The organism is Clostridium cavendishii DSM 21758 (assembly GCF_900141845.1).
Taxonomy (GTDB): domain Bacteria; phylum Bacillota; class Clostridia; order Clostridiales; family Clostridiaceae; genus Clostridium_AG; species Clostridium_AG cavendishii.
In genome coordinates, this window is the sequence record NZ_FQZB01000014.1 from 1 (window position 1) to 22,198 (window position 22,198).

Genomic DNA, 22,198 nt, shown 5'->3' on the forward strand with positions numbered 1-22,198 from the left:
AAGCAACCCTGCCTGTTATTGCATTTGCATCAAAAGAAGGAGCTACCCAACTTTCTTTTGTAGAATAGGTATCATTGTTATTTATTAATGTCCATGCACTAGTTTTAGCATTACCATAGTCATAAAACATAACGATTTCAGCTTTTTTATTTCCATCATAGTCACCAGAAACTACTTTGTTTTTTACCCTTGAACCATCACAACTATTACTTTCCCAAGCTAGTCTACCAGTAAATTTATTTGATGAGGCTTGCTTAAATTCAAACATGCCAGTATGATTATTACCATAATCATAAATTAAAGAAATCTCATCTTTACCATCCCCATTAAAATCACCAGCTGTAACACCTACTATGCAACTTCCTGAGAAAGTAGGTGATTGCCAAACTTCACTACCAGAAAATTGACCATTACTATCTAGCTTAAACAAAAATAATGCAGTTTTTAAATTTCCATAATCATAAAAAGTTGCAATTTCATCTTTACCATCTCCATCAAAATCACCAGCTACTACTTTATATTGTATAGCTGAAGCTGCAAAAGAAGGCGCATCCCAAGCAGTTTTAGAAGTCATATTACCAGAACCATCTGGCATAAAAAGATGAATAGCTGTATGAGCATTACTATAATCATAAAAAGCTGCAATTTCATCCTTGCCATCTCCATTAAAGTCACCAGCAACTGTTCTACCTTCAATATTTTTAGGTAAATAACTAGACGTAGTGCGTGCCCAAAGATTTTGGCTTGTACCATTAAAGTTATTTACATTCCATGAGTGAAGCGTAACATTATTATCTCCACCTGCATAATAAGCTTTTGCTTCTACAGGGTTAGTAAGAAATACTGAGCTAATAAAAACAACTCCTACTGTAAAAAATAATGATTTTAATTTTTTTATTTTCATAAATGCCTCCATTTAAAATAAATTAAATGTAATATATTACATATATACTTCTTCTATAAAAATACATTTATTCCTTTTATTTTTATTTCTTTCACATTTTGTTAACATTATTTACAATATATGTAAGCGATGTTTTTATAAATATTCACAATCCCATATTTCATCTTTTAAAATATTCCTTTTATCTACAGTCTATATAATATTAAAATATATTAGTCTTAAAATAAATTTTAAAATTATATATATATTAACAACAAAAAATACCTTAGAAACTAAAAAAGGAGTTATCGTTAAAAATTATACGACAACTCCTTCTTTCAACTTTATATTATTTTCCAAAGTATCTGTTTAATAAACCTTTAAATGCCATTCCATGTCTAGCTTCATCTTTACACATTTCATGAACTGTATCGTGAACTGCATCTAAGTTTAATTGTTTAGCTAATGTAGCTAAATCTTTCTTTCCTTGACAAGCACCGTGTTCTGCATCAACTCTCATTTGAAGATTTGTCTTAGTATCAGCTACTACAACTTCTCCTAATAATTCAGCAAATTTTGAAGCATGTTCTGCTTCTTCAAAAGCTATTCTCTTGTAAGCTTCAGCAACTTCTGGATATCCTTCTCTATCAGCTTGTCTTGACATAGCTAAGTACATACCAACTTCTGTACATTCTCCCATAAAGTTAGCTCTTAATCCTTCTACTACTCTTGGATCTACATCTTTAGCAATACCTATTTTGTGCTCATCAGCCCAAGCCATTTCACCAGCTTGTTCAACAAATTTATCTGCTCCTACTTTACATACTGGACATTTTTCTGGAGCTGCTTCTCCTTCATAAACATAACCACACACTGTACATACAAATTTTTTCATATTAAAACCCTCCTATAATTTGAACTTTTATTTAAATATTATTTATCATCTAAGATTATTATATAATAATTATTATTACTTGTAAACCCCTAAATCATAATTTTTACTAAATTTTTTCATTTAACTTTTTATAAATATTATAAAGCCATAAATAATATTATCACTCTCAATCTAACTCTATCATATTTTACCACAAAAACACCACCATTTTTGTGTCTTTTTCAAATATATAAAATATTTGTATTCGTTAATGAATAATTAAAAACAAAGATATACCTTCTCTATAAAAAACCCTTATATATCAAAAAAAGAGCTTAAACTTGAACTCAAGCAAAAACTCCCTTTTAAATTCAAAACTCTATACAATCTCTTTTCCAAATGGCATTAAAGATAGTTCTGCAATCTTTACACATTGAATTGCAAATGGTATTCCAATTATTGTTACAGCAAAAAGTAATGCTGTTATTAAATTTGCTACAGCCATAGCTAAACCACCAAAAACTATCCAAAGTATATTTAAAAATAAACTGCAAGCTCCGCTATCTACAGTCCTAACCTCTTTACCAAAAGGTGCAAGTTGCAATCTTGCCATTTTAAAACATTGAAGGCCTACTGGAATACCAACTATAGTTAGGCACCACAATAGACCAATAAAGAACCAACCTATCGATTGAACAATTCCTCCAAATATCATCCAAATTAAATTTCCTAAACATCCCATAATTTTATCTCCTAAAAAATATTATTTTACTATTATATAATAAAATAATATTTTTGCCACTCCCTATTTAAAAGTAGTTAATTATAAAAAATATTCTTTGTAATTTAATTTATACTACTTTAAAGCTATCCTCTAAATATTTAGTGGCTATAAAAATATTTGATAATCCTATCATAAACAGTTTATCTTCTATACTTTGAGCTTTTAAAAACATACCACTAATGTCAGTATTTATATTTTCTCTTATTTCTTTAGTATCTTTATGCTTTTCTATATAAAAAAACAGTTTTGAAAAATCATTTCTAATAAATTGAAAATCTTCATTTTCTAAAATTAAATTATCTTTTTTTGTGCTTATTATATTATTCAAACAACCTTGAATAAATCCAACATTATAAAAAACTAAATCATCTACCATATTATTTTGTATTTTAGCATTATAAAAATATATTCTGCTACTATTTAAATTTATCTTAAATAATATCTCTCTTATTTTTTCTTCATCTATAATTCCTTTTATCGAAGCTATTACAGCATCAAAAAGTTCAATATTTAAATCTATTAATTCTGCTTTATAAAATTCTATTACATTTATTATTCTATATGGAAGTATAAATTTATTTGCTAAAATAACCATTATAACGCCTAATGCAACATATAAAAACCTATATATAATTGGTTCATATATTCCCATAGTAAAGGATGCCATTAATACTGATCCTATAGTATAAAATATAACTGCCCTATCATATCTTAAAAATCCAAATCCAATAAATATTGATAATATAGCTATAACTATTCTTATATCATTCCCCTTAAATATTTCTAATAAAATACTTAATATTATTAGTCCTAATATTGTTCCTTTCACTCTTTCAAAGCTTTTGCTTAATGTATCTTCAAAAAAAGGTTTCATTATAACTAAAACAGTAATTGGAAGCCATAAAGTTTTAGGTGCCTTATAATAGCTTACTAAAAATATACTAAAAGATAGTATAAGACTCATTCTTAAGGCAAATCTAAAATTTAATGACTTTAAATTAAAATTCTCCTTAATATTAGTAAAGAATATATTTTTATTTACCTTTATACCTTGCTTAAAACCTTGTCTTTCTGCTTTATCTAAACTTATATATTGATTTATATGAATACTACTAAGTTTTAAAAGGTTTAAAACTTGATGTATATGATAATATTCAACGGATGTATCTTTATATTTCTCACAAAAATCTACTAGCTTTTTTTCAAAAATTTCACTTCCTATTTCTTTATTTAAATATAAGTCAATGTCACTAAAAATAACTTTAAAATTTATTAAAAAGTCTTTTAAATAATTATCAATATTTATATTTTGAAATTTATTCAAATCATTTAATATCTCATTAAACCCTTCTATAATAACTGAAATGCCAAAATATATTCGTCCTAAATTTGTACTTAAATTATTCTTATATCTATATGAATAAATCTTCAAACTTAGATTTTTTACAGACTTTATATTTTTCTTATAAATTTCCTCGTTATAAGTTCCTTTTATAATATTTTCTATCTGATCTTCTAACAACCTAATTTCATCTTTTATTCCTTTGTTTATAGCTTTACTAAATGAATTTTTAAATATTATAACTTGAATTAAACTAACATACATTGTACCTATGAGAACTAAAATCAATGTGCTTTTAAGATCATTTATACCTATTGGAAGTAACTCTAAATAAGCAATATAGTATATTATAGGTAAATATAAGGACATTTCATAAATTGACACAAAAATAAATACTACAAAAAATATCATAATCAAATTAATCATAATTCCTATAAAACTATCTAATTTAGCTAAGCTCGCTAACATGGTTACAAGTGTTCCAATAATCAAAACACTAAGAAACTTTCTAAATGGTTTTATACTAAAATTCCTACTTCCAAGCATTAAACTTCCCATAAAAAATGGTATGGCAAGCATTAAACTATTTTTCCCACCTATTAAACCAAAAATAATTATAATAGGAGCACCAATCATAAGCTGCTTTATAAATACCTCTGAATCAAAACCAACCTTTTTTAAAATATCATTCAATCTCTAATTTCCTCCTATGTAAATAGCTTTCTATTATATTTTGAATATTATCTTTATTATATTTATCTATAACTATTTTTTTCAAATATCCACTTTTTTATTTAAGTCATACGAAAAAACATAGTTTTGAAAAAACTTAAAATATATCTTAAATAATCTAAAAATATAAGTACTTTCGTTAGCCATTATCTTATAAAGCTTAAAAATGAATTTAAATATAATTTTGTTATATGTTTAAACCCATTTTCAAATAAATTTACTAATTTGGTTGACTTAATTTGAACAAATGCTATATAATTGAATATAATAATTATTACAAATTATTTAAAATATTAATATTGGTTTAGCTATGATTGGGAGTAGTAATATTTTTTCCTACCTTTAGAGAGCTATGGTTTGGTGTGACATAGTGGTATGAGAATATGAACTTGCCTATGAGCTTATGTGTTAAAAGCACATACGGTTTTTACCGTTATTTATTTAAAGTGAGAAGTAGACTTTTAGTCTCTTCTAATAAGAGTGGTACCGCGAAACTATCCCCTTCGTCTCTTAATTGAGATTAAGGGGTTTTTTATTTTCTTTTAAATCAAGGCATACTAAAAAACAATAAATCATTTAACTAATACCTTTGATTTATTATTTTCTTTCATATGCCTAAATACTATCTAAGAGGAGGAATATATATGGGTAATTATGGAACTGTCATAGATAAGAAATGGCAAAAAAAATGGGAAGAAACTAACCTTTATAAATTTGATGAAAATAAGGCTGGAGAAAAATTATATGTATTAGAAATGTTCTCCTATCCATCAGGTAGTCAGCTTCATGCAGGTCACTGGTTTAACTATGGCCCGGTAGACTCATGGGCTAGATATAAAAGAATGAGAGGTTATAATGTATTTCAACCAATGGGCTTTGATGCTTTTGGACTTCCAGCAGAAAATTTTGCGATAAAGACTGGAATACACCCTCAAGATTCTACTGTTAAAAATATAGCTACTATGGAAGAACAATTAAAGGCTATGGGTGCCATGTTTAATTGGGATAATGAAGTTATAACTTGTAATCCTGATTATTATAAATGGACTCAATGGTTATTTTTAAAGCTTTATGAAAAAGGGTTAGCTTATAGAAAAAAAGCTCCAGTAAATTGGTGCCCATCATGTAATACAGTTTTAGCTAATGAACAAGTTCATGAAGGTGCTTGTGAAAGATGCTCAACTGCAGTTACTAAAAAGGATTTAACTCAATGGTTCTTAAAAATAACTGATTATGCTGATGAACTACTTGAAAAACTAGACACTTTAGATTGGCCTGAAAAAACAGTTGCTATGCAAAAGCACTGGATAGGTAAATCAACTGGTGCTGAAGTTACTTTTAAAGTTAAAAATTCAGATATTAGCTTTGATGTATTTACTACAAGAGCTGACACTCTACATGGAGTTACTTACGTAGTTTTAGCTCCTGAAAATCCATTAGTAAAGGAATTAACTACTGCTGATAATAAAGAAGCTGTTGAAAACTATAAAGAAGAAGCTAAAAAGCAATCCGATATAGAAAGACAGTCTATTTCAAGAGAAAAAACTGGTGTGTTTACTGGTAGTTATGCTATAAATCCTATAAATGGTAAAGAAGTTCCAGTTTGGATAGGTGATTATGTTCTTTCAACATATGGAACTGGTGCTGTTATGGCCGTTCCAGCTCATGATGAAAGGGATTTTGCTTTTGCAACTAAGTTCAACCTTCCTATAGAAAGAGTTATTAAACCTAAGAAAGGTACTAATAATGAACTTCCATTCACTGAATATGGAGTTATTGTAAACTCAGGTGAATTTGATGGATTAACTACTGAAGAAGGAAAAATAAAAGTAGTTGAAAAACTAGCTACTCAAAACCTTGGTTCTCAAAAGGTTAACTTTAGACTAAGAGATTGGCTAGTATCGAGACAAAGATATTGGGGAGCCCCTATTCCAATGATTTATTGTGAAAAGTGTGGAACTGTTCCAGTACCTGAAAAAGATCTTCCAGTAATTCTACCATATAATGTTGAATTTGCACCAGATGGTAAATCACCACTTGCTAAATCTGAAGAGTTTACAAATACAACATGTCCTTGTTGTGGTGGAAAAGCTAAAAGAGAAGTTGATACTCTTGATACCTTTGTTTGTTCATCTTGGTACTACCTAAGATACCCAGACAACAAGAATACAGAAAAACCTTTTGATACAGAATTAATAAACAAAATGCTTCCTGTTGATAAATATGTAGGCGGACCTGAGCATGCTTGTATGCATCTTCTATATGCTAGATTTATAACTAAAGCACTAAGAGATATGGGATACCTAAACTTTGATGAGCCATTTACAAGCTTAACTCACCAAGGCTTAATACTTGGACCAGATGGTTTAAAAATGAGTAAATCAAAAGGGAATACTATATCACCAGATAAATATATTAACGAATACGGCTCTGACGTATTTAGAATGTATCTAATGTTTGGTTTTGCGTACACTGAAGGTGGAGCTTGGAGTGATGACGGAATAAAATCTGTTAATAGATTTGTTGAAAGAATTGAAAGAATTTTAGAAGCAGCTAGATTAGATATAAATAGCGGTGATAAAAACAAAACTACTATAGATAAAGCTGAAAAAGAATTAAACTTCTGGAGACATAATACTATAAAGAGTGTAACTGATGACAATGAAAAAATGCAATTTAATACAGCTATAGCTAGAATGATGGAATTTATAAATGCACTTTCTAAATATACTCAAGAGGAAACTATGAATCTTAACTTCTTAAAAGAAGTTGTTCTTGACTATATAAAACTTCTAGCACCATTTGCTCCTCACTTCTCTGAAGAACAATGGAGCTTACTAGGAAATGAAGATTCAGTATTTAACACTACTTGGCCTTCATTTGATGAAAAAGCCCTAGTTAAAGATGAAGTTGAAATAGCTATTCAAATTAACGGGAAAATAAAGGCTAAAATAAATGTTGCTTCTGACCTTGATGAAGAAGGAATAAAAGTAGCAGCATTAGAAGATGGCAATATTAAAGTGGCTATGGAAGGCAAAACTTTAGTTAAAATCATAGTTATTAAAGGTAGACTTGTAAATATAGTTGTTAAATAAAATATAAATAGAAAGATACTTTCGTATTAAACTGTATCCTTCAACAAAGACGTTTTTTTAAAGTAGATTGATTTAAAAGATGATTTCTGTGCTTAGCAGAAGTCATCTTTTTTCTTTATATCTATTATAAAAATAACTTTTTCAACACCAAAATCAACCTTTTTACACAATTACTTATTTTTTTACTAATTACTGTAATATATTACAAAAAGACAAGCTATGAGAAGCTAAATGAATTTAAATTCCTTAAACCAACTTTTTTTGAAATTGTAGTTAGAATTTTCTGACAATATAATTAAATTGAATATTTTAATAGGAGGTATCTTTTGATGAGATACAAAAAAATAACTTCACTAAAAATTTTAAGTTGTATCATGACCTTTTTATTTTGTTTTGCACTTCTTCCTACTACAACAGCTAATGCATTCGCTGCTGGTAAACCAGGAATACCTAAAATTTCCTCTAATAAATGGGGTGGTGATACAGGTGGAGACTACGATATAACATTTAACATGTATTATGGTAATAATGGTACAAGCTATAAGCTTTATGAAAAACTTGGTGTAAAAGATTACAAGGTTATATCTGAAGGAACTTTAACTGATAATTCACCTAGTGCTCAATCTCTTACTATTCCAATAAGAGATAGAAAACTTGCTGGTACTTATTCTTACTATTTAGAACTTACAAATAGTTTTGGTACAAGCACAAGTAATACTTTAGATTTAAACGTAGGTGATAAAAATATATCTAAAAATCTTATATCTGGAATTGATGACAATGGTTCTGTATATCAATTCACAATTCCACAAGGACATTCTGAATATAAAATAGAAAACTACAGTGTACAAAGTCCTAAATACTCTGTTATATCAAGTAATACAGATTCAGTAAAAGCAACTATCAAAAATGAAAACGTTCTTTCTATAGATGCTGTTTCTGCTGGTAGAAGTGGTCTTAAAATAATAGAAGCTACTTCTGGTGATGTTAGATATGTTGGAGCTAGGGTAAAAAATGCTGATGGTACAAATCCCGGTATGCCTAAATATCTTTCTATGGGATCTGTTAGTCAAGATACAGAAGGAGATTTAAACTTCTGGAGAGATTCTGCAAATGATTTAAAAAACAAAAGAACAGATGTTAGATACATTTATATAAATGGTGGTCCTAAAGGTGGTTGGAGAAGTTGGACTATGCAAGATGGAAAAGGTGATGGCGATAGAGCTAGAACCTTTATAAAGGAAAGCCAAAAACTTGGAATGATTCCATTCTTTGTTTTCTACAATATACCTGATAATGATGAAAACTTTAAAGTAGACATAAGCCATATCCAAAGTAAAGACTATATGGAAGGCTACTATAAAGATTTAAAATATCTTTTAGATATTTGTAAAGAATTTGGTGATGACACTGTCGGCATAATATTTGAACCTGATTTCCTTGGTTATATGATGCAACAATCTGGAAAAAGACCTAGTGAAATTCCTGCAACTGTAGATGCCGCTTATAGTTCCGGAATTCTTTCAAAAGATAAGGATCCTAAGTTTGAAAATAATGTTACTGGTCTAGTAAATTCAATTAACTATACTGTTAAAAAATACTATCCTCAAGCTTACTATGGATGGCAATTTAACATTTGGTCATTTGATAGTACAGATATACCTGGACAAGGATTACTTCATAAAACTGAATTTATAGGTCAAGAAAAAGGAAGAGACTTTATAAAGGATGTAGCTAAGTCAACAGCTAATTACTATAATGAGGCTGGCATAACTAACTATGGCGCAAGTTTTATTTCTATCGATAAATATGGTCTAGATGGTGGTTTCGAAGATGGCGCTGCTGACAATCCAAAAAAATCAAAGTGGCTTTGGAATGCAGATATTTGGAATAACTACTTGCTATATACTAAAACATTACATGAAACAACTAAACTTCCAGTAATATTGTGGCAATTACCTGTTGGACATTTAAATGGTTCTACTGAAATTAGCCCTTATACTAATACAAGTTTCCCAACTTTAACTAATAAAGTAAATTCCTATGAAGATTCTGCACCTAACTACTTCCTAGGTGATACATTTATAGGTGGTAGTGATTCTAGAAATGCTTATTTTGGCGCTAACCTTTGTAATGATCCTAAAATAAAAGTTAATGGTGAAAAAATAACATGGGGAGATCATATGCAAGAAGCTAAGGATGCTGGTATAATTTCTATGCTTTTTGGTGCTGGAGTTAATGGTAGTACTCATTCAACTGGAACTCCGCCAGATGATTCTTATTGGTTTATAACTAAAATTCAGAAATATTACCAAAACCCACTAAAATTAAATTAATAACAAATATAAATTTTATTACGAAATAAAGATCCACATATTTTTGTGGATCTTTATTAATTAAAAACCTTTTTAAATTTCTCTAATATATTTATAGCCAACTCTTCATGTACTGGAGAAAAATATTTAACATAACCAGCTTCATTAAACCTATCATATAAATCTCTAGTCATATCCATCCATTCTTCAGGTATATACACCCAAGCAATTTTATCTATAGGACAACTTAACAGAAAATGTTCTAATCCCCAAAAAGAATACTCCTTTATATTATGTAAATCATTGAATTTAACATAATCCTCTACTACTTGTGGTCTTAACTCATATTCATATATATCTACAAAGAAAAAATCGAATTCTTGTTTATCAGCATTAAATGCATCTCCAACTACTATATTAAGTTTTTTATGCTCTCCAAAATTTTTCTTATAAAGCTCTATAATTTCATTGCTTATTTCATAAACTATAACTTCAGTTACTTCACGTTTTTTTAAAATTTCTTGAGTAAAATATCCAAGTCCAAGGCCTACAACGCCTACTCTTCCCTTAGCTCTTTTAATACTCTCAAAACAACCTTGAACCTCATGTGGAGATATTCTCATCCAAAGTCTATCCCCTTCTTTAAGTTCTACTACTTTTTCTTCAATACCTTCCTTATGCTCATAAAGATATCCATCAAAGCTACAGTTATTTTTAGTATAATCTATACTAAAACTTCCATTTATATCAGGCTTAATTTTATTATTATACTCTTTAATTTTTTCAATGTAATAATCCTTATGATATGGCACCATTTCCATTCCTCTTTTCGTACATTAATATTATTGTCATGTAAATAAATTGTATAAATTTAATCTTAACCCATTTTTTAAACATCTTATTTTAATATGTTAAATTTCTAGATTAATTGTACACTATTTTTAATTAATAAGGCAACTCCTTGTTACTATAATTAGATTTCTCAAATTTAGCAAAATACTTTTTCTCCAAACTATTTTTTTTATTTACAAACTCTTTATAATTTTTAGTATCTATTTCTTCTCCAATTAATTCTACCGCATCTCTTGTAGCCATTCTAGACGCCAATTCCTTCCAGAATATTCTTTCATTATAATTGGATAAGAAATCTCCTTTAAATTCAACTTCTTTTATTATTGTAGAAGCTACTTCATCCATAGCTTCTATAACATTACTCTTAAGGGTATCACCCAAATCTCCTCCTACTGATAGTATATATTTTAAAAACTCACTATATTCTTCATCTTCTATTATCTTAGATTCTTCAATTATATATGCACCTAATAGGCACATTTCTTTTAGAATTATATATTGCTTTTTAGTAACATTAATTTTCATATCTAAACCCCTCTTATACTTATTCATATTTTATATTTTAACATATTTTCCATTTTCTTCAAATATTTAATGCAATTTATTTTTATATTTTTATTATTTTATAAATATAATAAATTATATATTGCAAATTAATATTATTCGATATATAATTTATTTGATAATAATTATTAATTACTAAAAATAAGAAGGTGATTTGTATGAATAAAATAACTTTAAGCACTGAAGCTTATGATGAATTTAAGGCTTTTCTTGATGAAAATGAAGTAGAAGGCTATAACATAAGAATAAACCTAGCTGGATTTGGTTGTAGCGGTCCTGTTTTCAATATATCTGTAGATGAGCCAAAAGAAAATGATGTAGTTGAGAAGATCAATGATATAACTTTCTTTGCTGAAACTTCATTAATAGATGAATTCGGCGGATTCATAATACTTTCTTCTGAAGAAAATGAGGGTAGAGGTTTATCCCTTAAACCTGTTATTGAACCAGAAGGTGGTTGCGGTACTTGTGGTGGTTGCCACTAACATAAGGCATATAAAAGTCAAAAATGTTAAGAGTTTATTAGTCTATTATTTTTTTAATACGACTAAAATCCAAGAGAGAAAATTTCTCTCTTGGATTTATTTTTTATCTTGTACTGAAAAATCTACATTTTTATAATTTGAATTTATTTCATTTAATCCATTATATACTTGATTTAAAAATTTATCTTTTGACAATTTACTTTTAAGACCATCGAAAGTACCATCTTCCGAATTATTTTTAACCAATTTTTCATAATATGAATTGGTATCTTTAGATAAATCATATAACTTATTAAAGCAAATAGAATCCCTACCATTTATGTATATATATTCATTAGAACTATATATATTATCTTCTATCAATTTACTCAAATATGGTTTAATTTTCATATAGCTATCGGACAACATAGTGTTTTTTGTATTATCCTCAGACCCTATATTAAATACTTCTTGATTAGAATAAAATGTATAATCATCAATTAAACTTAAATTTTTTTCTAAGATAACATCATAAGTTTGTTTAAGTCTTATAAGCTCCCCCCTTTTTAATTTACCATCTTTTACTGCAACTTCTAGTATTTTATTGGCATCTACATTTTTATTCCATATTTCTTGAATACTGCTATAAGACTTTGAATATATTCTTTTTTTATAACTATTTTCCTTCACACTCATGTAAACATTTACTAGGAGACTTATAAAAAAAATACTTATTATTATATTAAAATAGATTTTAGTTTTATTTTGCTTCATTAAATCCCCACCTTTTTTAACACTATAATGATTTTATCACAAATTCATTATGATTTCTATATATTAACTTATACAACATATATATTAACAAAATATTAAAAATATATATAAAACTTCTAATATATACTTAATATTTTGTAATATTTATACACAAGTATACCTCTATTTAGAAAATTAATTCTAAAAAATAATTGAGAACTGTATTTAAAAATAAATCTTATAATAGTTCATTCTTAAATACAATTCTCAATCCTTATAATTTTCTATAAGTTTAAGTACTATAATAAATAACTTTCTAAATATAAATATTTTTATTAATTATGTTATATTAAATTGCACCTTTTTAAACTTTCTATCTCGCCCAATCATGAATCTCATCTCTAAGTGCCTGAAGTCCATAAGTATATCCATAATTTTGAGTCACTTCTTTATGAATATGAGTAACCTGTCCATATGTTCTGTTTAAACTTAAATTCTCTTTACCTGTTACGACCCACAAAGTTTTATAATTTATAGGTTTAACTGTAAGTTCTTTTTCGCCAACTCCATCTGTGAAATATATTAAAATATGATTTCTTAATCTGTTTGCTTTTATATATTCAAATACAGGGCTAAATCTTGTTGAACCATTTTTTTTAACTCTTTTCTTTATATCTTTAATAGTGTTTAAATCATAAACCCTTCTAATCTCATCATCACATTCTATAACCTTTAATTTAGCTTTTCTACCTTTAGTTATGCCTATAATCTCTACCATTATTTTCTCTACTTCTTCATCAGTCATAGATGCTGAAATATCTATTGCTATAAGTATTTGTGGAATTGAATTTGGAAGTACCCCTCTTAATTCAAGTCTATCTGGCATTCTCCTATCTTTCCTTGTTATAGTTTTTCTATAGCCACTTTTAATAGACGGTAATAACCTTCTAATACATTCGTTCCACTCTATTTCTGGTTTTTCCTTTAATTTTATTATTATATTTTCAATATTCTTAGGAGCTTTCCCTTTATAAGCATTTATAGCCGTTTTTTTTCTTATAGTATTAAAATTATCTAAACTTATATTCTCATCTCCCCATAATTCATGAGCATCTTCTTGACATATTTCTTTTACAAACTCACTACTTTGGGCTTTAATTGTAAATTTATTATTTAATTTTTTATTTATAACATTTTGAATTAATTCTGTATAAATTTCAATAGTCATGTCCTCTTTTAATTCAAGGTCAAACTCTAAATTTACCCTATCTATATTAGTACACCAAAGTGGAAGATTTTTAACATACTGATTTACAGCTATATCTAAAGCTGTACTCACAGCTAATTTTGAATATTTATCCTTTAACTTTTTTTCTCTTTCATAATGAGAAAGCATAATGTGATAAATCTCATGTTTTATTAAAGCTTGCATCTCTTTAATTTCACAGTTTAAAAATAAAATAGGATTAAAATACATTTTAAAACCATTTCCATCAATAACTGTAGCTATTGGCCATGTTATATTGAAAGCAATTTCTCTTTTAACCTGTATCATAAACTGTCCAAAGAAATTCTCTTCTTTATCTATCATAGACATAACTATATATTCTAAAATCTCTAAAAATTCTCTTTCAAATTGTTTTGTAACCTGTTTTGTAGTTTCTAAGGAAAGTGCCTCCTTAAGAAGCTTTATTCTCTTTCCGTGAAAGTTCATAAATCTCACCCCTAGCTATAAATATCAAAAAAGGCTTCTATGAATACTTCTGAGTCTAATATCTCTTCATATAACTCCTTTGAGTGATCACTTTTTATTTCCTTCATTACACCAAATCTTAAATCCTTTGGATATTCTTTAATTAAGCTGGCAAATACTTCAATAGATTTTGACCTATCTTTTTTATCCTCAAGATAAGTTAAACAATTTTTAGCTATTATATAAAGTCTTGAATGACTCTCATTTTTTATAATTTCTTTAATTTCATAAGTTAAAACATCATTTTCTAATATATCCTTAGCTTTAAGTATCGGCTCCTTAACATTATTTATAAATGAAATAAAATCTTGAGCTATACTAACTCCAACATTTCCCTTTACAACGTTATAAAATATTTCCTGTGGAACAACAGACTTCCTGCTTAAATATACTTTATAAGATTTTGATACTCTCTCCCAACTTCTAGGGGTTGCTTTTATACTTTCCTTTGAATCTGGAGTATGTAAGTACTCAGGGAAGGTTGATAAAAATTCTATTACAGTTTCATCAACTTTACCACTAGACATAGCCCATCTTAGCCATCCTTTGAAATCTGAATCCATCTCAATCCAAACAAATCTATCTTCCTGAGCAGTATCCATATCTACAACCTGATAATCAGTTGTTTCAAAATTATCATATTTATTTGAAGGATTCATTGCTGCCACAACATGAACCTTTTCTGATAATTCATATCCATTAATTTCTCTGTTAAGTATTAAGTTCATAAGTTCTTGCTGAACAGCATGTTCACATCTATTAAGTTCATCAATAAAAAGTAACACTTCTTTTCCTGAATCATCACTAAGTATTTCATCTATCTCTATTAATTTGTGATGAGTCGCATAGATTGTTGACTTTTTACTTATCCTTTCTCCATCTATTATATATTCTTTATCATAAACTGTAGGTAATCCACCTATTTCGCCCTCTTTTAAAAGATTTGCATCTATAGTAATCAAATGATATTCTTTTTCCATGCATAATTGTCTTACTAATGAGGTTTTTCCTATACCACTTTCTCCTATAATTAATGGTACTTCTCCTGATAAAATCACAAGCTCTACAGTTTTAAGTGCATCATTATAATTCAAAATTTAAACCTTCCTTTCACCTCTAAATTCGCTTAGGTATATAAAGATTAGTTCTATTATTTTCTCAATCATACCTTATACTGAAAGTTTATAATCTACAACTAACTTTTTAGCCATTTTACTTCCATATTCATTTACAAAATTTATTTTGTCCATATCTAAAATTTCTAAATCTAAAAAGTCTTTAATATAAGTACTATCTACAACTTCTTCTGATAATTTATCGATTAGAACCTCTACTACAAGCTCTGGTTCTATACTTTCATAAATATATTTAACAACTTTTAAATTTTCTGCTATAAATATTTTTATGTCTTCTAAATCATAATTAGCTATATAATTTATAGCTTCTTCATTTAGCTTAACAGCTTGAACCTTTGTTTTGAAACTTGGATTTTCTATATACCTTATAGCCCCCCAATAATTATTTAATGCTTTTAAGCACACTTCCTCTGAAGGATTTTTTATATATTTTATAGCATCATAATCCTTTTCTACTGCTAAAAGCTTCAATTCCTCAGAAGGGTTTGCTACAAATTGAATAGACCATCCTTTAGCCTTTATCGCTTCCTCCACTACTTTTTTAGATGGATTTTTTATAAGTTTAAGAGAATTCCATAAAGATTTAACACCTAAAATAAGAATATCCTCTTGTTTACTATCTATATATTCTAATACAAGTGCGTTACTTTTAACTGCTGTCTCCATAACCTTATAAGTCGGATTTTTAATATATTGAATAGTAAATGGATTTTTTCTTATAGCCTCCATTTGAAGATCTTCTGATGGATTTTCTATATTTTTAATATATAAAGGATTTATAGAAATTTCCTTTAAAATTTCATTTTGATCTAACATAATATATTCTCCTTTTCAACTTTAAATATATATACTAATAACTAAAGTAAACTTCACCCTTTTTATCTATTATTCTTTATATCTCTTATTATCAAATTATAACATAGAACTCCTAAATAGTTAATAATAATTATTATTTAATATATATTAAAAAAGATTATGTTTTAACATAATCTTTTTAAGCTTCACAAGAAAAAGTACTTAGCCTATATAAAATTTTCATTTGAATTTATTACATTTCTTTATATTTATCTATATCTCTTTGAATTGAATATAGGATATTATTAAATTCCCAAATTTCCCCCTCTTCTAATAACTTATTTAAGGACATCTGATATCTACTAGCTTCTGCTACTTTACCTATTGAAATAAGAGTTAATATGTTATTCATAACAGTTGATATAATATCAGATTTAACTTCAAATAATTTTTGTGCATCCTTTATTTCATCTTTTATTTCAAGCATTTCTTCATCTAATCTAAAAGCCGCATCAGCTGCACTTTTAAGTTTTTTCTTAATGTTACTAGGCAAATTCTGCTTATATTTATAGTTTAAAGAATGCTCTATAGTAGCCCAAAAATTCATAGCTAATGTTCTTATTTGAAATTCTGCTAAAATTTCTTTCTGTCCATCAGCCATATTTACTGGATATTTAAGAATCATATGATAACTCCTATATCCACTTTCTTTTACATTAGTTACATAATCCTTTTCATAAAGTATCTGCATATCTTTTCTTTCCCTAAGGATTTCAACAACCCTATCTATATCATCAACAAATTGGCACATAACTCTTATACCTGCTATATCCTCCATCTCATATTGAAGTCTATCTATAGGTATACCAAATTTATTTGCCTTTTCTAAAATACTTGAAACTTCTTTAACCCTTCCTGTAACAAATTCTATTGGAGAATATTCATTTTTTCTTCTATATTCTTTTCTTAAACTTCTAAGTTTTACCTTTAACTCATCCACCGCTTGCTCATAAGGTGTGAGAAAAGACTTCCAATCCTTCATTGCCATACTATCACCTTTTTTACCTTAATGCTAACTATTAAGTAAGAATTTAAATTTTAATTTGACTATTCGAACTTGATTAAATATCTAAATTTAAATTTAGATAATACGAACTTACTCTGTAAGAATACTCCTATAAATGATAATGAATAGGGGTTTCCTCTAATTAATTATATCAAATTAATTTCTATATGTAATTACTTAAAATTAATTACTTTAAATTAATTATTTAAAATTAATTAATTTAATTTTGCTTAATTGTTTTATTATTACTATTTTTAAGGTAAAATATATTTGTAACTATTTTTTAAATTGGGAGTGTAATTATGGACAAAATTTTTTCTGGTCTAGAAAATCTAGGCTTTAACAATGTTAACGATTTAAAAGTATTCAATGACCAAGAAGCTGAGAAAGTTGCAGCACCTATTAAAAAGTTACAGGCTGATTCTTTTTTATTTGATAAAGAAATGAAATGCCCAGTATGTAATTTGAACTTTAAGACAAAATCTGTTAAAGTTAATGGTCCTAGGGTTCAAAGTAGAGATACCGACTTTTTTATAACTTATGCTGTAATAAACCCTTATTTTTACGATGTTTGGCTATGCCCACATTGTGGTTATGCTGCTATGAAAGCAGACTTTCCAAAAATAAAATCATATCAAATTGAAGATATAAAAAACAAAATATCTCCTAAATGGAAAGGAAAATCTTATCCTGAAGTTTATGACGAAAATGTAGCTATTGAAAGGTATAAATTAGCACTTTTAAATGCTGTAGTTATGAACGCTAAGGATAGTACAAAATCTATGATTTGCTTAAAAACAGCTTGGATGTATAGAATGTTAGGTGATAATACAAATGAATGTTCATTCATAGAGAAATCTCTTGAAGGCTTTAATAGAGCTTATCAAAATGAAGATTTTCCTATATACGGCTTGCAACGCTTTTCTTTGTTATATCTTTTAGGTGAGCTAAATAGGAGACTTGATAATGATGAAGAAGCATTAATTTGGTTTGGTAAGGTTCTTACTACCTATGGTGCTCCTGAAAAAGTAAAAGATATGGCAAGAGATATGCGAGAATTAATAAAGGAAAAAAGTAATATTTAATCTAAAATAGCTTATTATTATGATTATATTATGCTATAATTAACATAATAAGTTTATATTTTACTTTCGGGGGTGGATTAAAATGGGTTTATTTTCAAAAAAGATTACTGAACCTTTAGAAAATACTGAAGCACATAATGTAAGTAACAATACAGATTATACTACTGAATCAAACCTTAGCCCTAACATAGCTGAAGAATTAAAGGCTGATTTAGAAAAACTTAATATTAGTAGTTCAGATATCGCAACAGCTATATCTGATACTCATAATTCGATTGCTCAATTAACTACTTCAAGTATAAATCAAAACAATGAACTATCTTCAACTAATGATATATTAGGATCATTTAGAGAATCTATGGAAAATCTAGCAGTAAATGTTGTAAATACACAAATCAAAGTACTTGATACAGATAGATTAGCTGATACTGGTATAGAAACAATAAATTCTTTGGATAATTCATTAAATGAATTACAAGAAGCTTTTACAGTATCAAGTTCTACCGTTAATGAACTTGTATCAAAACTAGAATCAGTAAATTTAATAACTGATTCTATAAGTCAGATAGCTAGTCAAACCAATCTTCTAGCACTTAATGCCGCAATAGAGGCTGCCCGTGCTGGTGAAGCTGGTAAAGGTTTCTCAGTAGTCGCTGGTGAAGTAAGAAAGCTAGCTGAAAATTCAAAGCAAGCAGTTCAAAGTATAACTAAAATTCTTGATGAAATTAAGATTGAAATAATGAACGCCTCTAACGCTATGAATACAGGAAATTCAGCTTTAAACGTTCAACACAATACAATTTCCGAAAGTAAAAACACTTTTAGTAGCATAAAATCATCTATAGATGAAGCTGCTAAGGAAATAGATGATTGCATAATAAATCTTACTACTTCTTCTGAGAAGAAAGATGAAGTTATAACTTATATTGAGAATATATACAAGCTTTCCCAAGAAAATGCTGCTTTAGCTGAAGAAATTAGTTCTTCAATTAATAATCAAGAAAGCTCTATTAATTCCTTTAAGTCTACCTTAAAAGAATTAAATGATTCTGTAAATTCAATTAAATAATATAAAAACAACCATAGTTATATAATCTATGGTTGTTTTTATATAAACAAAAATCTAAATTTTTAATTTAGTCATTCGAATTTACTCACTTTAGCTTTCTTAACGCCAAAAATTTAAGATAGAGTTTAATCTCTACCTTAAATTTTTTAATTTATATGAATAAATTCACATTTGCATCTTCTGCTTCACCTAAATAATATCCAACACCAGCATAAGTTATTCCATCTATTAATTCTTCCTTTGTTATTCCCATAACATCCATAGACATTGTACATGCAACAACATTTACTCCATTTTTAATAGCTGCTTCCATAAGATCTTCTAAGGACTGAATATTTTTATCCTTCATTACTTTTCTTATCATTTTTGCTCCCATGCCACCCATATTCATATTTGATAATCCAAGCTTTTTACTACCTCTAGGCATCATAAATCCAAATGCTTTTTCTATTACATTCTTCTTTACATCAACTTTTTCATGTTTTCTTAATATATTTAATCCCCAAAATGTAAAGAACATAGTTACCTTTTTCCCCATTGCAGCTGCTCCATTTGCTATTATAAATGAAGCTATCGCCTTATCTAAATCCCCACTAAAAACAACCATCGTCTTACCATCATTTTTTGTTAATGAACAATTATCCATGCCATTCTTTAACTTTTCATCATCATTCGAAACTTGTTTTCCTTTTTTAATATTAGCTTGAACTATGCCTTGCATTTTTGATAATTTAATTAATTCATTTCCTGTCCTACTAGTCCAAGCTTTAACATCTTCATAAAAACCAGGATCTGATGCTTTAACACTTAGAATATCTCCTTCATTTAAATTATCCATAGAATCTTTTAATCTCATAAGAGGCCCTGGGCAACACAATCCTGTTGCATCTAATTCTGTTACACTTACATCTTTTTCTTCAACTTTATCCATTGCTTCTTCCTTTTCATTAAAATCTTTAACAGCTCTATTCTTCTCTTCTTTATTTATAGGTTTAAAAATACTTTGAGAAAATGTTTTATATCCACCAGTTAAATTTTTAACCTTAAAACCATTTTGAGTTAGTATCCTAGATGCTATATATCCCCTTAACCCAACTGCACAATATATATATATTTCCTTATTTTTATCAAGTTCATTATATCTTTCCCTTAAATCATTAACTGGAATATTTATAGCCCCTGATATAATTCCATTTTCTACTTCCACCTTATCTCTTACATCTAATAAAGTAGCTTTCTCACCATCAAAATCCTTAAGTTCATCTATTGTAAATAGCTCAACAGCTCCTCTTAAATTGTTTTGAGCTATAAATCCTACCATATTTGCTGGAGATTTAGCTGATAAAAATGGCGGTGCATAAGCAAGTTCTAATTCTGTTAAATCTTCTATGGTTCCCTTAAATTTTATAACTGTCGCAATCACATCTATAAATTTATCTACACCATCATAACCTACCGCTTGAGCTCCTAAAACTTTACCATCTAAATCATATAAAAGCTTTATAGAAAGTTGTGTAGCACCTGGATAATAACTTGCATGTGTCATAGGATGAGCATATACAACTCTATACTCTATACCTAACCTTTGAAGATTTCTTTCATTATTACCAGTTGCTGCCGCCGCCATTGAAAATATTTTTAATATTGATGTTCCCATACTTCCATTATAACTTGATTCTATTCCTGCTATATTATCAGCAATTATTCTTCCTTGCCTATTGGCAGGTCCAGCTAGAGGAATAGCTACATCACTACCATTAACATAATCCTTAACCAATATAGCATCTCCTGCTGCAAAGATTCCATCTTCTGAAGTTCTCATATGCTTATCAACAATTATATGACCTCTTTCCCCTAACTTTATACCTGAATCTTTCAAGAAGCTAGTATCTGGGGTTACTCCTATTGCAAATATGACCATATCAGAAATCAAACTTTCTCCACTTTTAAGTAAAGTTATTATTTCTTTATCTTCTTCTATAAATTTTTCAACACCATTATTTAATACTAAGTTCACTCCATTTTCTTGTAACTCTTTTTCTATTATACTTGCCATTTCTGAATCAAATGGAGCTAATATATGAGGTGCTGCTTCTACTAAAGTAACATCAATTCCTCTTTCTTTTAGGTTCTCAGCCATTTCTATCCCTATAAATCCACCGCCTATAACTGTTGCCCTTTTTACACTACCATCATCTATAACAGCTTTTATTTTATCTGTATCAGGAACATTCCTAACACTATAAATTTTTTCACTATTTATGCCTTCTATAGCAGGTCTAAATGGTTTAGCCCCTGGGGACAAAACTAGAAAATCATACTTTTCTTCATACTCCCCATCTTCCTTTGATATAACCTTTATAGTTTTATTTTCAGCATCTACAGAAACTACATCACTATTTATTCTTACATCTATATTAAACCTGTTTTTCATAGCTTCTGGAGTCTGAACTAGTAATTTTTGCCTATCTTTTATTGTCTCTCCTATATAATATGGAAGGCCACAATTTGCAAAAGAAATATATTCTCCTCTTTCAAACATAATTATTTCTATATTCTCATCTAGTCTTCTAAGTCTTGCTGCAGTTGATGCCCCTCCTGCCACTCCGCCAACTATTAGAACCTTACTCATTAAT

Annotated in this window: 17 protein-coding genes and 1 other annotated feature; of the genes, 5 read left to right on the forward strand and 12 right to left on the reverse strand. The window is 28.0% G+C overall.

The window, feature by feature from the left end; all coding sequences use genetic code 11:
• The 4 genes from BUB01_RS16005 to BUB01_RS16020 form a co-directional block, all read right to left on the reverse strand.
• A partial coding sequence (locus BUB01_RS16005) for an FG-GAP repeat domain-containing protein (protein ID WP_200802891.1) occupies positions 1–904 on the reverse strand: 904 nt, incomplete at its 3' end.
• 328 nt (positions 905–1,232) lie between these two features.
• Positions 1,233–1,778 (reverse strand): NADH peroxidase, encoded by a 546-nt coding sequence (locus tag BUB01_RS16010; protein ID WP_072990220.1) that lies wholly within the window; start codon positions 1,776–1,778, stop codon positions 1,233–1,235.
• Between the two features lie 358 nt (positions 1,779–2,136).
• The gene (locus BUB01_RS16015; RefSeq protein ID WP_072990223.1) at positions 2,137–2,499 is read right to left on the reverse strand and encodes a YccF domain-containing protein; all 363 of its coding nucleotides are present in this window, start codon (positions 2,497–2,499) and stop codon (positions 2,137–2,139) included.
• Positions 2,500–2,608: 109 nt separating this feature from the next.
• Positions 2,609–4,576, reverse strand: a complete 1,968-nt coding sequence (locus tag BUB01_RS16020) for an FUSC family protein (protein ID WP_072990226.1) — start codon at positions 4,574–4,576, stop codon at positions 2,609–2,611.
• A 340-nt stretch (positions 4,577–4,916) separates the two neighbouring features.
• Positions 4,917–5,129, forward strand: a binding site (T-box leader).
• Positions 5,130–5,259: 130 nt separating this feature from the next.
• Between BUB01_RS16020 and leuS the strand changes: the two genes are divergently transcribed.
• Entirely contained in the window at positions 5,260–7,710 is a 2,451-nt protein-coding gene (leuS, locus tag BUB01_RS16025) for a leucine--tRNA ligase (RefSeq protein WP_072990229.1), read from the forward strand.
• Between the two features lie 329 nt (positions 7,711–8,039).
• On the forward strand, positions 8,040–10,046 hold the full coding sequence (locus BUB01_RS16030; RefSeq protein ID WP_072990232.1) for an early set domain-containing protein: 2,007 nt from the start codon (positions 8,040–8,042) through the stop codon (positions 10,044–10,046).
• Between the two features lie 56 nt (positions 10,047–10,102).
• Here the strand turns inward: BUB01_RS16030 and BUB01_RS16035 are convergent, their stop codons facing one another.
• Positions 10,103–10,840, reverse strand: a complete 738-nt coding sequence (locus BUB01_RS16035) for a class I SAM-dependent methyltransferase (RefSeq protein WP_072990235.1) — start codon at positions 10,838–10,840, stop codon at positions 10,103–10,105.
• A gap of 130 nt (positions 10,841–10,970) precedes the next feature.
• A complete protein-coding gene (locus BUB01_RS16040) occupies positions 10,971–11,402 on the reverse strand; it encodes a hypothetical protein (protein ID WP_072990238.1) in 432 nt (143 codons plus the stop codon).
• A 197-nt stretch (positions 11,403–11,599) separates the two neighbouring features.
• On the opposite strand from BUB01_RS16040, the gene BUB01_RS16045 reads away from it, so the two are divergent.
• Positions 11,600–11,926, forward strand: coding sequence for a HesB-like protein (locus BUB01_RS16045; RefSeq protein ID WP_072990240.1), 327 nt, complete (start codon positions 11,600–11,602; stop codon positions 11,924–11,926).
• A gap of 96 nt (positions 11,927–12,022) precedes the next feature.
• Here the strand turns inward: BUB01_RS16045 and BUB01_RS16050 are convergent, their stop codons facing one another.
• The 5 genes from BUB01_RS16050 to yjbM form a co-directional block, all read right to left on the reverse strand.
• Complete coding sequence (locus tag BUB01_RS16050; RefSeq protein WP_072990242.1) at positions 12,023–12,679, reverse strand: hypothetical protein; 657 nt, start codon at positions 12,677–12,679, stop codon at positions 12,023–12,025.
• Between the two features lie 352 nt (positions 12,680–13,031).
• On the reverse strand, positions 13,032–14,372 hold the full coding sequence (locus BUB01_RS16055) for a vWA domain-containing protein (protein WP_072990244.1): 1,341 nt from the start codon (positions 14,370–14,372) through the stop codon (positions 13,032–13,034).
• Between the two features lie 11 nt (positions 14,373–14,383).
• A complete protein-coding gene (locus BUB01_RS16060; protein WP_072990246.1) occupies positions 14,384–15,505 on the reverse strand; it encodes an AAA family ATPase in 1,122 nt (373 codons plus the stop codon).
• Between the two features lie 75 nt (positions 15,506–15,580).
• Positions 15,581–16,363: a hypothetical protein gene (locus BUB01_RS16065; RefSeq protein ID WP_072990248.1), complete on the reverse strand. Its 783-nt coding sequence runs from the start codon at positions 16,361–16,363 to the stop codon at positions 15,581–15,583.
• Positions 16,364–16,595: 232 nt separating this feature from the next.
• A complete protein-coding gene (gene yjbM, locus BUB01_RS16070) occupies positions 16,596–17,390 on the reverse strand; it encodes a GTP diphosphokinase (protein WP_072990266.1) in 795 nt (264 codons plus the stop codon).
• Positions 17,391–17,710: 320 nt separating this feature from the next.
• Between yjbM and BUB01_RS16075 the strand changes: the two genes are divergently transcribed.
• Both BUB01_RS16075 and BUB01_RS16080 read left to right on the forward strand, forming a co-directional pair.
• Positions 17,711–18,493, forward strand: a complete 783-nt coding sequence (locus tag BUB01_RS16075) for a DUF2225 domain-containing protein (protein WP_072990269.1) — start codon at positions 17,711–17,713, stop codon at positions 18,491–18,493.
• Between the two features lie 82 nt (positions 18,494–18,575).
• Positions 18,576–19,562: a methyl-accepting chemotaxis protein gene (locus BUB01_RS16080; RefSeq protein ID WP_072990272.1), complete on the forward strand. Its 987-nt coding sequence runs from the start codon at positions 18,576–18,578 to the stop codon at positions 19,560–19,562.
• A 151-nt stretch (positions 19,563–19,713) separates the two neighbouring features.
• Here the strand turns inward: BUB01_RS16080 and BUB01_RS16085 are convergent, their stop codons facing one another.
• On the reverse strand, positions 19,714–22,194 hold the full coding sequence (locus tag BUB01_RS16085; protein ID WP_072990277.1) for a DsrE/DsrF/DrsH-like family protein: 2,481 nt from the start codon (positions 22,192–22,194) through the stop codon (positions 19,714–19,716).
• Between the last annotated feature and the right edge of the window lie 4 nt (positions 22,195–22,198).